Origin of the sequence: Paenibacillus residui (assembly GCF_042677205.1) — a bacterium.
Lineage (GTDB): Bacteria > Bacillota > Bacilli > Paenibacillales > NBRC-103111 > Paenibacillus_L > Paenibacillus_L residui.
In genome coordinates this window covers 142,396-157,066 of record NZ_JBHTIU010000003.1, presented here as the reverse complement: position 1 = coordinate 157,066, position 14,671 = coordinate 142,396, and the positions used below count along the sequence as shown (strand labels likewise).

Sequence of the window (14,671 nt, the reverse complement as noted above, 5' to 3'; positions counted from 1 at the left end):
GCCGCCCGCCTCGCCGCCGCTTGCGGCAGGCGGCCCTTCGCCGCCACCGGCTGGTTCATCCGCCGGGAGGCGCTGCCGCCCTACCGCGAGGACCCCGTCCTGCGGTACGTCCCCGGGCGGGAATATGACGCCTTCAGCGCCGACAGCCGAACCCGGTTCGGCTGCTCGCGCTTCCTCGTCACCTCCCGCTCCGACCGGATGGGCTACCGCTTGGACGGGCCGCTGCTGGCGCTCAGCGAGCCGGCGGAAAGCATCTCGGAGCCGGTGACGGCGGGCACTGTGCAGGTTCCCCCGGACGGCCGCCCGATCATTCTGATGGCCGACAGGCAGACCACCGGCGGCTATCCGAAGCTGGCTCAGATTGCCGAGGTCGACCTTCCGGTGTTGGCGCAGGTGAAGCCGGGGGACACACTCGCCTTCCGGCAAATCTCCCGTGCGGAGGCCGAGACGCTCCTGCTGCAGAGGGAAGCGGAATTGCGGAAGCTCGCGCTGTCCATTGAATTGAAGCAAAATGAAGGAGAGGTTCATTCTTGTATACTATCGACTTGAACTGCGATTTGGGCGAAGGCTTCGGAGCCTACCGGATCGGCAATGACGAAGCCCTCATTCCGCTGGCCACCTCCGTGAACATCGCCTGCGGCTTTCATGCCGGAGATCCGTCCACGATGCGCAAGACCGTCCGTCTGGCGCTGGAGGCAGGGACGGCCATCGGGGCCCATCCGGGGCTTCCGGACCGAGCCGGCTTCGGACGCCGGCGGATGGAGATCACGCCCCAGGAAGCTTACGACCTGACCGTGTACCAGGTCGGGGCCCTGCAGGCCTTCGTGCATGCGGAGGGCGGTACCATGCAGCATGTCAAGCCACATGGCGCCCTCTATAACATGGCGGCCCAGAGCGCTCCGCTTGCGGAAGCCGTGGCGGAGGCCGTGCGGCGGGTAGATCCGTCCCTGCTGTTGTTCGGCTTGTCCGGATCGGAATTGATCCGCGCCGGCCGCAAGCTTGGGCTTGCGACCGTCAGCGAAGCTTTCGCCGACCGGACCTATCAGGCGGACGGAACGCTGACTCCGCGCTCCCACCCGCACGGCCTCCTCACCGACCCGCAGCAAGCGGCGGACCAGGCTGTCCGGATGACCATCGAGGGGAAGGTCCGCTCGCTGGACGGGCAGGAGGTCAGCCTGGAGGTCCAGACCGTCTGCATTCACGGAGACGGCGAAGAAGCGTTGGCCTCCTCCCGCCTCATCCGCGAAGCGCTGCTGGCCGCGAGAATTGCCATTCGCGCACCACAGCGGCAGCAGGAAGGCGGTTTATAAGCTTAAGGCTATTCCCGCACCTTCTTTGGCCAACAGGATCGAATCACTGTTTACACCTTTTCCATACTTTCAGGGACAGGAGGAGATCAAGCATGAAATCCGTACTGCTTACAGGCTTCCAGCCTTTCGGCGGCGAAACGGTCAACCCGTCACTGGAGGCCGTCAAACGGCTGCAGGGAGCAGCGGTCGAAGGAGCCAGGCTGGAGGCTCTGGAAATGCCGACCGTCTTTGGCAAATGCCTGAACGTGCTCGAGAAGGCCATCGATGCCCTTCAGCCTGATATTGTCATTGCCGTAGGTCAAGCCGGCGGGCGCAGCGGAATTACCGTCGAACGGATAGCGATCAACATCGATGACGCGCCGATTCCGGACAATGAAGGCAACCGTCCGATAGATACCCCGATTATTGCTGGAGGTCCGGCGGCCTATTGGTCCACTTTGCCCGTCAAAACCATCGTAAGCCGCCTGCGGCAAGCAGGCATCCCGGCCTCCGTTTCCCAAACGGCAGGCACTTTCGTATGCAACCATTTGTTCTATGGGCTGTCTCACCTGCTGGCGACCCGTTATCCGGGCACTCGCGGCGGCTTTATCCATATCCCTTACCTCCCGAAACAGGCTGCGGCATTCCCGGACAGGCCGAGCATGAGTCTGGAAGTTATCGTGCGGGCATTGGAAATAGCCGTTCAGACCAGCATCGCCTGCGGGCAGGAGGTAATCCCTGTCGAAGGCGGACAGCTTCATTAATCCTAAGGACGAGTATGGTGTGATAAGAGCGATTCGTCCCGCGTTTCAGGAGAGCGGCTTGATGGAACTCCGTCCCAACTGGATAATGCGGGCCCGGGTGTTGTAGAATAGAAAGGAAATTCACTTGAATCCAGTTTAGTTGAAAAGAGGCATAACGAATGTACGTTGCAGATCGATGGGAACAATTTGAATTAATCGATACCGGAGACGGGGAGAAGCTGGAACGCTGGGGAGGCTATGTCCTGAGACGCCCCGACCCGCAGATCATTTGGCCGGCGGAGGACAGCAACAGCGGGCTTTGGAAAGAGGCTAGCGCCCGTTATTACCGCAGCTCGAGCGGTGGCGGTGAATGGAAGGAACGGGTCAAGCTCCCGGAGCGCTGGAGCATTTCCTACGGCCGCTTGAAGTTTTATATCAAGCCCACCGGCTTTAAGCATACCGGCCTGTTTCCGGAACAAGCCGCCAACTGGGATTGGATGATGGACAAGATCCGGCAAGCCGGAAGGCCGATCAAAGTGCTGAATTTGTTCGCCTATACCGGTGGCGCCACCCTGGCTTGCGCTTCGGCCGGCGCGGAGGTCGTACATGTCGATGCGGCCAAAGGAATGGTTCAGTGGGCGAAGGAGAACGCCGCCTTGTCCAACCTTGCGGACCGTCCTATCCGTTACATAACCGATGATGTCTTCAAGTTTGTCCAGCGCGAGCACCGCCGCGGCAACCGTTACGACGCCATCATCATGGACCCTCCCTCTTACGGCAGGGGACCGAACGGGGAGATGTGGAAGCTGGAGAAGGACCTGTATCCGTTCGTGGAATCGTGTACCGGCATTCTGTCCGACCGGCCGCTGTTCTTCCTGATCAATTCGTATACGACAGGAATTTCCGCTTCGGTGCTTGCCAATATACTAACGCTCGCCTTGCAGAGAAAGCACGGGGGGACGATTGCTACCGGAGAAATCGGATTGCCGATTACGGCAAGCGGGCTGGTGCTGCCCTGTGGAATATTGGGGCGATGGGAATTATGACGATGACGAAGGCCGGTCTTCCTCCTATGGAGGTTCCTGTCCTGTATGAGGACAATCACATCCTGGTGGTGGTGAAGCCGGTGAATATGCCGTCTCAACAGGACGAATCGAACGATCCGGACCTGCTGTCCGTTCTTAAGGAAGATTTGAAAGTCCGCTATCAAAAGCCAGGGAATGTCTATCTCGGTCTGGTCCACCGTCTGGACCGTCCCGTAGGCGGAGTCATGGTGTTCGCCAAAACCTCCAAGGCAGCTTCCCGCTTGGCCGATGCCGTCCGTACCCGGAAGCTGGACAAGACCTATCTGGCCGTTGTCCACGGAACCCCCAAGCCGACTGCGGGCCGGCTCGTTCATTACCTGCTTAAGGATAGCAGCACGAACACCGTCTCCTCCGTACCCAAAGCCAAAGCCGGGGCCAAGGAAGCCATTCTTGACTACAAGGTTATAGGCCCTTCCGAGCTGCTGAGTCTCGTCGAGATTCATCTGCTCACGGGACGCTCCCACCAGATTCGGGTACAAATGTCGACGGAAGGCCACCCTTTATATGGCGATCAGCGTTACGGGCACGGCCGGAACCGGCCCGGACAGCAAATTGCCCTGTGGTCCTCCAGTCTTTCCTTCGAACATCCGGTCAAGCGGGAGTGGATGACGTTCTCCTGCAGCCCACCGACGGTTTACCCATGGACCGAGTGGAGGGAGGAGCTGGAGCTGAAGTAGGCTCAGGAAGCGTTGGCGACCTTGCCCAGCAAGTAGACCAGCAGCTGCTGATTATGGGCGGAGATCCGGTCCAGATGCGATTGCAGGAACTGCTCCCGGATTTGCACTCCCCTCGCGCATTCCTCTCTTCCCCTGTCCGTTGTCTTCACCCAGACGATTCGGCGGTCATGATCATCCCGTTCGCGGACGATCAGGCCGCCCTTTTCCATTCTGTCCAGCAATGTCGTTATAGCAGCCGGAGTCGTCTCCAGATAGGCAATGAAGTCCGAGGGCTTCATTCTCTCGTGAGCCTCCAGCAGTTCCAGTACATTCAATTGTCCTTCGGTCAACGTTGGGGCCAAGCCGGTTTCCATATGATTCTTAAGATCTTTGGAAAGTTTAAACCACAGTCTGGCGAAATCGTTCGTATACATGCGATTCTTCCCTCCGGTTTCCTTGGTTTGTCCTCATTATAGCACTGACCGAATGTCGATTTAAAGTTTAATCCGCTTAATACTTTATGACATTAATCGATGTGAAAATGTACCTTTTGACGCTCTTCAACATACACATAAAATAGGCAGATGACCCGAGGATCAGATTTTGTAGAATCGCACCCTGGATTTGAAGGATTAGAAAGGGGGAGTCGACATGGATAGTCAAATAAAGCGGGAAATCATCATTCGCGCATTGAAGGAAGGAATAATCAACGACCCAAGCTGGCAGGAACGGTTCGATGAACCGATGCCGGCTTGGGCCATTTTGGAAATTGCACTGAATCTGCTTGACAAAATCGATCCGCCATCCATCGGATATGATTAATCCGTCGGCCGATCAACCCTTGATGTCCGAAAAGGCCTGCATTCAGCGATAAATTGCCGCGATAGGCGTTTTAAGTCGTTTTAAGTACCGGACAGACCGCCTAGCGAAGCCCTAACCTTTATTTCGGAGTCTCCTCGATCGTCGCTTTTTTCCCGATGTACTCCAGCTTATTGGCTTTGGAGGCCGGAACAAGCAGCTTGCCCGTTGACTTGCGCTCCTCAATAGGAGCTTTCTCCGTTGAGAAACTGTGTCGCCCGCCGTCATCGAGAATAACGGTTAGTTCGTATTCTTCTTTAACCGCGAAGGCTCCCACGATTACGGAGCCGTTGGAACGGACCCGTTTGCCGTCCTTGAATTCGAAGGTGAATACCCCGCGGCCGCCGCGGCCCTGCAACGGATAATCCAATAGGAGGGAACGCTTGCCGTACCCCAGATCGGTTACGACCAGCACTTCTCCTTCTTCCCCTTTGACCCATTCGGCGGCAACGACTTCATCGTCATCCTTCAGTTGAATGCCCCGGACGCCCCCAGCGGCCCGGCCCATGCTGTTGATTTCATCCTCCATGAAGCGGATGCTCATTCCATTCTTCGTAACCAGAAGTAAATCCTTGCGGTTATCCGATAATTGGACTGCAATGATCTCATCCTGCTCGGAAACCTTGCAGGCGATAATCGCATTGGATCGGTTCGTGAAATATTCCTTCAGTGCCGTTCGTTTAACCTGGCCTTTACGGGTGACGAAGACGACGGACAGCTCCGGATCTTCGAAATCTTTGACCGGAATGACCGAAACGATGCGGTCCTCCTTGGCGATCGGTATCACGTTGACAATCGCCGTCCCGTTCTCCTTCCATTTGTACTCGGGGACCTGATGGACGGGGAGCAGGTAATACTGGCCCTTCGAGGTAAAAATGAGCAAGTTATCTATCGTATTCACATCGAGCAGGAAGCGGAGGAAATCCCCTTCCTTAAGTCCTATGCTGTCCACATCGCCGCCGGACCGGGTAAAGGATAGCTTGCTGGTCCGTTTCACGTAGCCTTCATTGGACAACGCCACGAAGACATCCTCTGCCGGGACCATGACCTCCAGGTTGACCTTGATCTCTTCCATTTCGCCCTGGATTTCGGAGCGTCTGTCGATACCGTAGCGATCGCGGATTTCCGTCAGCTCATCCTTGATAACCTTAAAGAGCTTCCGTTCGCTGGACAGAATCGATTGTAAATAGTCGATCGTCTTGCGGACTTCCTTCAGTTCTTTTTCCAGGGACGTAATTTCGAGATTAGTCAGCCTGTACAGCTGCAACGTGAGTATCGCATCCGCTTGTCTTTCCGTAAAGCCGTACTGCTCGACTAAATTATTCTGGGCATCCTGGCGGTTTTTGGAAGCTTTAATCGTCGCAATGACATCATCCAGAATATTCAGGGCTTTGACCAGCCCTTCGACTACGTGAGCACGGTCCTCCGCCTTCTCCAGATCATATTGCGTCCGGTAGGTGACGACTTCCTTCTGGTGAGCGATATAGGCAGTCAGCATCTGCTTCAAGCCAAGCTGCTGTGGTGTCTTGTTGACAATCGCCACCATGTTGAAGTTATAGGTCACCTGGAGATCGGTGCGCTTTAACAAGTACGCCAGAATTCCTTGGGCGTCCGCGTCTTTCCGCAGCTCGACAACGATGCGAAGCCCGTTGCGCCCGCTTTCGTCCCGTACCTCCGCAATCCCTTCCACCTTTTTCTCCAGCCGGATGTTTTCCATGGCCGTGACCAGGCGGGCTTTCACGACCTGATACGGAATTTCCGTAATGACGATCTGCTGCTTGCCACCCCGCAAATCCTCAATCTCCGTCTTGGCGCGCAGGTGAATACGCCCTTTGCCCGTTCGATAGGCTTCGCGAATGCCGTCTTCCCCCATAATGATTCCGCCGGTCGGGAAATCCGGTCCCTTCACGATTTCCATCAACTGTTCCAGGGTCAGGTCCGGATCATCCATGACCGCCATACATGCGTCGATCACCTCGCGTAAATTGTGAGGCGGAATTTCCGTGGCAAAACCGGAGGATATCCCGCTCACCCCATTGACCAGCAGATTGGGGAAGCGCGAAGGCAGAACGACCGGCTCCTTGGCCGTATTATCGAAGTTATCCTTGAACACTACCGTCCGCTTCTCGATATCGCGCAGCATTTCCATGGCGATGGACGATAACCGGGCTTCCGTATAACGCATCGCCGCCGGAGGATCATCGTCCTGGGACCCCCAGTTGCCGTGGCCGTCAATCAGCGCATGCCCCATTTTCCAGGATTGGGCCATACGGACCATTCCGTCGTAAATGGAAGCATCTCCGTGCGGATGGTAGTTCCCCATGACATCCCCTACCGTCTTGGCCGATTTGCGGTAGGGCTTGTCCGGCGTGTTCCCGGCTTCGTACATGGAATACAGGATGCGCCTCTGTACCGGCTTCAGTCCGTCACGAACGTCCGGAATCGCCCGGTCTTGAATGATGTATTTGGAATAGCGGCCGAACCGGTCTCCCATGACATCTTCTAAAAAGGCAGGTAAAAATTTTTCCAGCGTACTCATGGCGTCTGTCCCCTCTATTCTTCAAATTCCGTAAAGTCCACATTTTCAATAATCCAGCGCTTCCGGGGATCGACCTTATCGCCCATCAAAGTGGACACTCTGCGTTCCGCCTTGGCCGCATCCTCAATCATGACCTGGAACAAGGTCCGGCTTTCCGGATTCATCGTCGTCTCCCACAGCTGCTCGGGATTCATCTCTCCGAGCCCTTTATAACGCTGAATTTCTACGTTCTTGCCCATTTCCTTCATCGCTTGCTGCAGCTCTTCATCGCTGAACACATAGCGTTCCTCCGATTTCTTGCCGGCCTTCTTGGTCAGCTTGTACAGTGGAGGCTGAGCGATATATACCCGTCCGGAATCAATAAGCGGCTTCATGTAACGGTAGAAGAAAGTCAGCAGCAGCACCTGAATGTGAGCTCCATCCGTATCGGCGTCGGTCATAATAATGATTTTGCCGTAATTGCTTTCTTCCTGGTCGAACTCGCTGCCGACTCCCGCCCCGATGGCTGCAATGATCGCTTTATACTCATCATTCTTCAAAATATCCAGAAGCTTGGCCTTCTCCGGATTCATAGGCTTTCCTTTGAGCGGGAGGATCGCCTGATGCTTCGAATCCCTTCCTTGCTTGGCCGAGCCTCCGGCCGAATCCCCCTCCACGATGAACAGCTCGTTGTTCGCATAGTCCTTGGACTGGGCAGGGGTGAGCTTTCCGTTCAGATTCGAGCTTTCGCTCCTCCCTTTCTTGCCTGAGCGGACTTCTTCCCGGGCTTTACGAGCCGCTTCCCGGGCCTTCGCCGATTGCACCGCCTTCTTGAGCATCATCTGGGCAACCTGCGGATTTTCCTCCAGGAAAATCGCCATTTTATCGGATACGACCGCATCCACCGCGCTTCTCGCCGATGAGCTGCCCAACTGATCTTTCGTCTGTCCGACAAATTCGACGTCGCTCATTTTGATGTTGATGACGGCCATCAGTCCTTCGCGCAAATCCGCGCCGTCCAGATTTTTGTCCTTTTCCTTCAAAATCCCCGTCTTGCGGGCGTATTCATTCATCACGCGGGTGTAAGCCGTCTTAAACCCGGTTTCATGCGTTCCGCCGCCTCGGGTCGGAATGGAGTTAACGAAAGAGGCTAACGTTTCCGTATAGCCGTCATTATATTGCAGCGCAACCTCCACTTCGATCTCATCCTTCTCCGCGGCGAAATGAATGACATCGTGCAGAACCGACTTCCCTTCATTCAAAAATTGAACGAATTGGCTGGCTCCGCCATCGTATTCGAAGTGATCGACCTTCTCCGACCGCTCGTCCTTGATCGTCACCTTCAGCCCGGAATTCAGGAACGCGATTTCCTGCAGCCGCTCCGCAAGTGTGTCGTAGCTGACGCTGATTCCGTTGGCAAACACCCTTCTGTCAGGGAGAAAAGAGACCTTCGTCCCTGTCCGGTTGGTGTTTCCGATGACCTCCAGACCGGTCACCGCTTCCCCGACGTGCTCTTTGCCGTCGGCGTCCACCCAATACTCGAATCGCTGCTTGTGGATTTTACCGTCGCGGTAAATTTCTACCTCCAGCCATTCGGACAGGGCATTCGTGACCGATGCCCCGACCCCGTGCAATCCCCCGGATTTTTTGTAACCGGCTCCGCCGAATTTACCTCCGGCATGGAGCATGGTGAAGACCACCTGCGGCGTAGGGATGCCGGACTTGTGTATTCCGGTCGGAATCCCCCGGCCATTATCCCGGACGGTAATCGATTGATCTTTATGAATAACGATTTCGATCTCCGAACAGAATTTGGCCAGGTGCTCGTCCACCGAATTATCGACAATTTCCCATACGAGATGGTGCAATCCGGACGTTCCGGTGCTCCCTATGTACATTCCCGGCCGCTTGCGTACAGCCGTCAATCCTTCCAGTATCTGTATATCATCCGCCCCGTACTCCGCTGTACGAGGCGCATTGTCTTGCGTGAATAAATCCAACTGCTCGGCCATTCATGTGCCTCCTAATCAAAGTAAGCTATGACGTCTAGAATATGGCATCGATTGTATCCATACTAGTTCATTATATCCTTCCGAGTAAAAACAGTAAAAGCGATAATGAGTGCCGCCAACCCCCAAACCGCAAGAGTCGCCAGGGAGAAGGTCAATGTCATTCCCGGCACAGGTGGAATAGAGCCCGTTAAATAATTGATCGTCTCCAAGTTTACCATAAACAAATATTTAGCGCTCTCCCAGGTGGAGACCATATTGGTCAGTATTGTTCCGGCGATGAGCGTCGCGAGCATTATTCCCATACTGGCTGCGGTACTGCGGACCAGAACGGATACCATTAGCGACAGTGTAGCGACGATCACGCCGGAGAACCAGGCGAGGCCGATTTCCATTAGAATGAACTGCCATTGCGGAATCGCATGGACGTTAGCCGTGCTCAATTCGTCCCCGATCAGCTGATATCCGATCAGCACCGGCATATTCCATCCCGAATAGCCGAAGACGGCACCCGAGATGAGATAAGACAAAATAGCGGTAGACAGGAGGATCAGCCCGACAAACAAAATGAGGGTGACCCATTTGCTCATCAAAATTTTCCATCTTTGCACCGGCCTTGTCAACAAAAGCTTGATCGTTCCCGTCGAATGCTCCGAGGAAATGATATCGGAAGCCATGACCGCAATCAAGAGCGGAATGAACAAACTGACCGAATTCTGGACAAAATCCCTCATGAAGGTTACCCCGCTAGGCCACTGCGGGTTGACGTTCTGCTCAAGCGCATACTGCAGTCTCTGCACCTCGACCCGCAGAATCTTCTTCCATTCCTCAGCCACCCGGTTGCTGTTCAATCGGTTGGTATAGTCAATGATTTGCTGCTGGGTCGTTACCCGCCAGTCTTCCGTCCCGAACTGCTTGCGGTAGTTTTCGGCCACCTTCATCTGGGCATAGGTAAACATCGGGATCAGAATAGCGAGAATTAGAACAACGACAAGGAAACGGCGCTTCTTCAACATTTTGATCATTTCGTTCTGCACGAGCGGATATAAACTAACCAATTCGTTCACCCTCCGTCAGCCGCAAGAATAAATCTTCCAACGTCGGAATTTTATGAACGATGGCCAACACCCCAATGCCTGATCCGACCAGTTTCGCATTTATAGCAGGCACCTCTTCCTCCGTAAGAACCGTTGCAATTTCGCCGGCTCCGGCTCCCGCTTCCGTTCCTCGCCCCTCTTCTTCGTGCCCAAGCAAGCGAGACCATTCGTTGACGATCTCAATCCCGCTTTGACTAAAGAACCGGACGGCCTCCTCGTACCGGTTCACTTTCCAGACGACGATATTATCAGTTTGACTGATCAGCTCGTCCACTTCCCCCACCGCAATAACCGAGCCTTGGGTAATGATCGCTACCCGGTCGCACATCAATTGAATTTCGCTCAGTAAATGGCTGGACACGAATACGCTCAACCCGGTTGAGGCGAGCTTGCGAATAAATTCCCTCATCTCTTTAATCCCCTGCGGGTCGAGCCCATTAGTAGGTTCATCCAATATAAGCAGCTTGGGGCGACCCAACAGTGCCTGGGCAATTCCGAGCCGCTGCCTCATTCCGAGCGAATAAGTTTTAACTTTATCATGAATCCTTTTATCCATTCCGACGATCTCCACGACCTCGGCGATCCGTTCGGCAGATACCCCAGGCAGCATCCGGGCAAAATGCTCCAGATTTTCCCACCCGGTCAAATAACCGTATAACTCGGGGTTTTCCACGATACAGCCAATGTTCCTCAACGCCTCTGTCGGTTTATCGCGTAAGGAAATGCCGCAGACAGAGATTGTCCCCTCCGTCGGCTTGATCAAATGAACGAGCATCCGGATCGTCGTCGTTTTGCCTGAACCGTTCGGGCCTAGGAAACCAAACACTTCCCCTGCCTTAATATCAAAGGAAACTCCTTTAATGATCCATTTTCCCCGGATTTTTTTCTTTAAATTCCGCACATTCAGAACCTGTTCGCCAGCTGGCATTCCTTATCCCCCCTTGGCCCGTTATTCAAGCACCTGCATGACCCGCTCCGCCATGCGCTCATAGCCGTCTTCGTTCGGATGAAAGTGATCATTGGCCAAATACTTGGTCAAATAGGTTTCGAACAAATCATAGGTAGGAACAACGGTTAAATTGTGGAGCTTGGTGGAAAGCGACGTCGCATGATGGTTCCATTCGTGAAGCAGGAGAGAGCCTTGTCCAACCGAATCGAAATCCAGAAAAGGGTGGTATAATCCGACATAGATAATTCTAGCCTTCGGATTCAACTCGGCTATCCGGTTTAATATCCGTTCCAGACGCTCCAATGCATCCGGCATCTGTTGTGCCACGCTGTCAAAGTCGATCTCCAAGGAATCGGAATTGGTGGCGGCTGCCGAACCAAAGCCAAATTGAAACAGGTCGTTACCGCCGATCGTGACGAAGACTAGATTGGCCTTCTGGATCGACTGCGGAATCTCGCCGTTGTCATTGTAGATATAATCAAGCAATTGACTCGTCCGAAGACCTCCAACGGCATAATTCCACACATATACATCTTTTCCTGTTGCGCTTTCCAGCCGCTTCTTCACTTTTCCAACATAGCCTTCGCCCGTAATATCTCCCTGCCCCTTGGTCAGGGAATCGCCCAGCGCCACGATTTGAATCTTGTCCGAGGATAATAACGGATTGGCTTCTACCGGCTTCTCCCGTGAGATTGCGGGCTCGCCGGCCGACGGGTACCAAATGGATTTAACCGCATATACAAACCCGAACAGAAACAACAGCGTGGAAAGGACAGCCACCAAACCGGTCGTTCTCCACAGAAGCCGCGATGAATTCATTGCCTACGCTCTCCCCCTGACCTCTCTATTTCATTGGCTGCTCTAAAAAAGTTAATTTCCCTTATTAGAGTAAAGGTTCCTCTCACATTTTGCAACTTGCCGCCCAAGATGCAGCAAGTTCTCTTCAAGTATTCTCCCGTCCTGTATTAACACGTGATACAAATAACGACCCTCCCGAACAATCAGGAAGGTCGCCGCACGATCTATTTAATTTGCTTGTTCTGCCAGCTTATTCAAATTGGCGAGGCTCAGTCGGAGGCTATCCATTGGGTCCCCCGGGCACACGTCTTGTTCAACCGCGTACCACTCCACCCCGTTATTCTCTCCCCACTGCAAAATAGGGGCAAAATCTATGACGCCTGTCCCCACCTCAGCAAACGTCCCGGACTCGTCCTTCGACATGTCCTTCAGATGCAATATCGGCATACGGTTGGCATAGGGTTGGATGAATTGCACCGGATCTTGACCGCCTTTCTTCACCCAATAGACGTCAATCTCCGCCAGAACCCGGTTGTCGGAAGAGGGCTCCAGCAAATACTCCAGGGCTGACTTTCCGTCGACAGTCGTTTCAAATTCAAATGCATGATTATGATAGTTCACCCGGAATCCTTCCGCTTCAACCTTGGACGCAATTTCGTTCAGCTCGCGGCGAACCGACCGGTAACCTTCCTCGTTCTTCAATTCGCCCGGCAGTGAAGGGCATACGACGTCTCTGGTGCCTAAAATCCGGGCTTCATTCAGCACTTCGTCGAGCTCATTTTTCAGCCGGTCCAGGGACACATGCATACCTGCGGTTCCCAAGCCGGTTTCCTTCAGCACGGCGGCTATTTCTTCGGCAGTATAACCGTGCAGTCCCGAAATTTGGACCCCCGCCCAGCCCATTTCCTTCAATTGCCTGAGTACTCCCGGGAAATCTTCCTTTACTTGCTCCCTCAAAGTATATAGTTGCGCTGCAAACTTGTGCTTCATGTTAAAATTCCTCCCCAGCCTGGAATAGCTTTCCCTATGTATTTAACCATTCATAGATGCGGCAATTCACGGTGTTGCTTGGAATACAGCCCCTCTCGCCACCCTTTAATCTTACCATAGGATAAGGATCTATTGAAGCGGACTGCTACAATGTTTGAAGATGACCTTCATCATTTTCTTCGCATTTCCTTTGACGGCATCCGACATCGACATCAACTTCTTTTCACTGCTTCCGCTAACTCTATTCTTTTCGCTACGCTGCGATTGCCGGCTTCTACTGCATTTTTTGTGCTTTTCGTGCCAGTGACCTCTTCCTTTCATCGTCTTTCTTCATTTCCTTTGGGAACTGCTCTCACTAACTAACTTCTTTCTCCTCGCTCCTTCCAACTGCTCACCTCCTAATTCCTTTTTCGTACCACTGACTTTCTTTTTTGAAGCAACCCCCACTTACTTCCTTCTTTCACACTCTCCGACCGCCGCCCTCTTAATTCCTTTCTCGTACTACTGACTTTTTAGTTCATCGTCTTTCTTCATTTCCTTTAATTCGAATCCATATCGTCTTTCCGCTCCTTTGGTTTGTTATCCCTTTTACTCAGAAATTAAGCAATTATCTAGAATAAGAACTCCCAAAGTATCTTTCAACGATATACCACCATAAGAACCTATAGAGAGCCGACTGTTCATTGGCGGTAAAACCTTAAGCTCCATAGGTATCGCCTAACAAGCTGTACTACGGATCTTTGCGTTCGCGAAGACATAACAACGAAGACTAAGGAAGCAGTGTCTCATTCTCCTGACTCTTGGGGATAACGATCAAAAGGCCAGGGAATGGATGCAATTTTCCTGACTTAAGGGGATAACAGTCAAAAGACGGGACATAGATGCTATGTTTCATTCTCCTGACTCACGGGATAACGGTCAAAAGACGGGACATAGATGCTAGGTTTCATTCCCTGACTCACGGGGATAACAGTCAAAAGACGGGACATTGATGCTATGTTTCATTCTCCTGATTTAGGGGGATAGCAGTCAAAAGACGGGACATTGATGCTATGTTTCATTCTCCTGATTTAGGGGGATAGCAGTCAAAGAGACTCGGGATGGGAGCATAGTTCCAGTCACCTGACTTTAGGGGATATCAGTGGTGGAGTGTTTAGAAAATCTTTTGAAACGAATTATGGAAGATAAGCGTCTTCGACGGCTATCCTTCTTTCGTCCTCCTGTTCAATATACTTCACTTGGATAATTTTCCCTTTCTGAAATTGCGGGATAAGGATTAGAGGAATAAAGGTTTTTACCGCGGCATGAAAAACTTCACCGTTATCCTTGGTAACGGTAAGATCCAATATAACCTCCGGCTGATCGTCAAGCTTGGACTGGGTTTGTCGAATGAAATTGACTATCGCTTCTGCAGATTTTCCATTGTCCATGATCTGCTTGGTCAGTCGCATCTTATCCTTATGGGAGCGATGCGCCAAGACGACTTTCGTTACTGTGAACGTTGTAGTAAAAAGGGAAATCACAACAAGAATGGAAATGACAAATAGTGATGTATTCATAGAATACCGCCGCCTTTTATTGAGAATCACAATTAATACCATTCTGTTCAACCCGCCTGGACAACACCAACAACTGCCCGGCAATTCCTGTCAGGAAATCGCCGGGCACCGCTGATTCTC

14 protein-coding genes are annotated in these 14,671 nt (G+C 53.0%); 6 read left to right on the top strand and 8 right to left on the bottom strand.

What is annotated here, in order from left to right; genetic code table 11:
* The first annotated feature begins 57 nt into the window (after positions 1-57).
* The 5 genes from ACFQ03_RS01735 (at position 58) to ACFQ03_RS01715 (ending at position 3,794) form a co-directional block, all read left to right on the top strand.
* A complete protein-coding gene (locus ACFQ03_RS01735) occupies positions 58-549 on the top strand; it encodes a hypothetical protein (RefSeq protein WP_379285661.1) in 492 nt (163 codons plus the stop codon).
* Complete coding sequence (locus tag ACFQ03_RS01730; RefSeq protein ID WP_379285655.1) at positions 531-1,310, top strand: LamB/YcsF family protein; 780 nt, start codon at positions 531-533, stop codon at positions 1,308-1,310. The genes ACFQ03_RS01735 and ACFQ03_RS01730 overlap by 19 nt, the downstream gene beginning before the upstream one ends.
* Positions 1,311-1,402: 92 nt before the next feature.
* Complete coding sequence (gene pcp / locus ACFQ03_RS01725; RefSeq protein ID WP_144940829.1) at positions 1,403-2,053, top strand: pyroglutamyl-peptidase I; 651 nt, start codon at positions 1,403-1,405, stop codon at positions 2,051-2,053.
* A gap of 158 nt (positions 2,054-2,211) precedes the next feature.
* A complete protein-coding gene (locus ACFQ03_RS01720; protein ID WP_144940832.1) occupies positions 2,212-3,078 on the top strand; it encodes a class I SAM-dependent methyltransferase in 867 nt (288 codons plus the stop codon).
* Positions 3,075-3,794: an RluA family pseudouridine synthase gene (locus tag ACFQ03_RS01715; protein ID WP_379285652.1), complete on the top strand. Its 720-nt coding sequence runs from the start codon at positions 3,075-3,077 to the stop codon at positions 3,792-3,794. The genes ACFQ03_RS01720 and ACFQ03_RS01715 overlap by 4 nt, the downstream gene beginning before the upstream one ends.
* A 2-nt stretch (positions 3,795-3,796) precedes the next feature.
* Here ACFQ03_RS01715 and ACFQ03_RS01710 read toward each other — a convergent pair whose 3' ends face one another.
* Positions 3,797-4,207: a MarR family winged helix-turn-helix transcriptional regulator gene (locus ACFQ03_RS01710; RefSeq protein WP_144940835.1), complete on the bottom strand. Its 411-nt coding sequence runs from the start codon at positions 4,205-4,207 to the stop codon at positions 3,797-3,799.
* Between the two features lie 217 nt (positions 4,208-4,424).
* Here ACFQ03_RS01710 and ACFQ03_RS01705 point away from each other — a divergent pair, with 217 nt between their 5' ends.
* On the top strand, positions 4,425-4,595 hold the full coding sequence (locus ACFQ03_RS01705) for a hypothetical protein (RefSeq protein WP_186328478.1): 171 nt from the start codon (positions 4,425-4,427) through the stop codon (positions 4,593-4,595).
* A gap of 118 nt (positions 4,596-4,713) precedes the next feature.
* On the opposite strand, the gene gyrA is transcribed toward ACFQ03_RS01705, so the two are convergent.
* From gyrA to ACFQ03_RS01670, 7 genes are all read right to left on the bottom strand, one after another.
* Positions 4,714-7,170: a DNA gyrase subunit A gene (gyrA, locus tag ACFQ03_RS01700; protein ID WP_379285649.1), complete on the bottom strand. Its 2,457-nt coding sequence runs from the start codon at positions 7,168-7,170 to the stop codon at positions 4,714-4,716.
* 14 nt (positions 7,171-7,184) lie between these two features.
* Positions 7,185-9,161, bottom strand: a complete 1,977-nt coding sequence (gene parE / locus ACFQ03_RS01695) for a DNA topoisomerase IV subunit B (RefSeq protein WP_379285647.1) — start codon at positions 9,159-9,161, stop codon at positions 7,185-7,187.
* Between the two features lie 62 nt (positions 9,162-9,223).
* Positions 9,224-10,216, bottom strand: coding sequence for an ABC transporter permease (locus ACFQ03_RS01690; protein ID WP_379285645.1), 993 nt, complete (start codon positions 10,214-10,216; stop codon positions 9,224-9,226).
* Positions 10,209-11,183 carry an ABC transporter ATP-binding protein gene (locus tag ACFQ03_RS01685; protein ID WP_144940847.1) on the bottom strand — a complete coding sequence of 325 codons (975 nt, stop codon included), beginning with the start codon at positions 11,181-11,183 and terminating at the stop codon, positions 10,209-10,211. Before ACFQ03_RS01685 ends, ACFQ03_RS01690 begins: the two co-directional genes overlap by 8 nt.
* Positions 11,184-11,204: 21 nt before the next feature.
* Positions 11,205-12,023 (bottom strand): GDSL-type esterase/lipase family protein, encoded by an 819-nt coding sequence (locus ACFQ03_RS01680; RefSeq protein ID WP_144940850.1) that lies wholly within the window; start codon positions 12,021-12,023, stop codon positions 11,205-11,207.
* A gap of 207 nt (positions 12,024-12,230) precedes the next feature.
* On the bottom strand, positions 12,231-12,992 hold the full coding sequence (locus ACFQ03_RS01675) for a sugar phosphate isomerase/epimerase family protein (protein ID WP_144940853.1): 762 nt from the start codon (positions 12,990-12,992) through the stop codon (positions 12,231-12,233).
* Between the two features lie 1,175 nt (positions 12,993-14,167).
* Entirely contained in the window at positions 14,168-14,551 is a 384-nt protein-coding gene (locus ACFQ03_RS01670; protein WP_379285641.1) for a hypothetical protein, read from the bottom strand.
* Between the last annotated feature and the right edge of the window lie 120 nt (positions 14,552-14,671).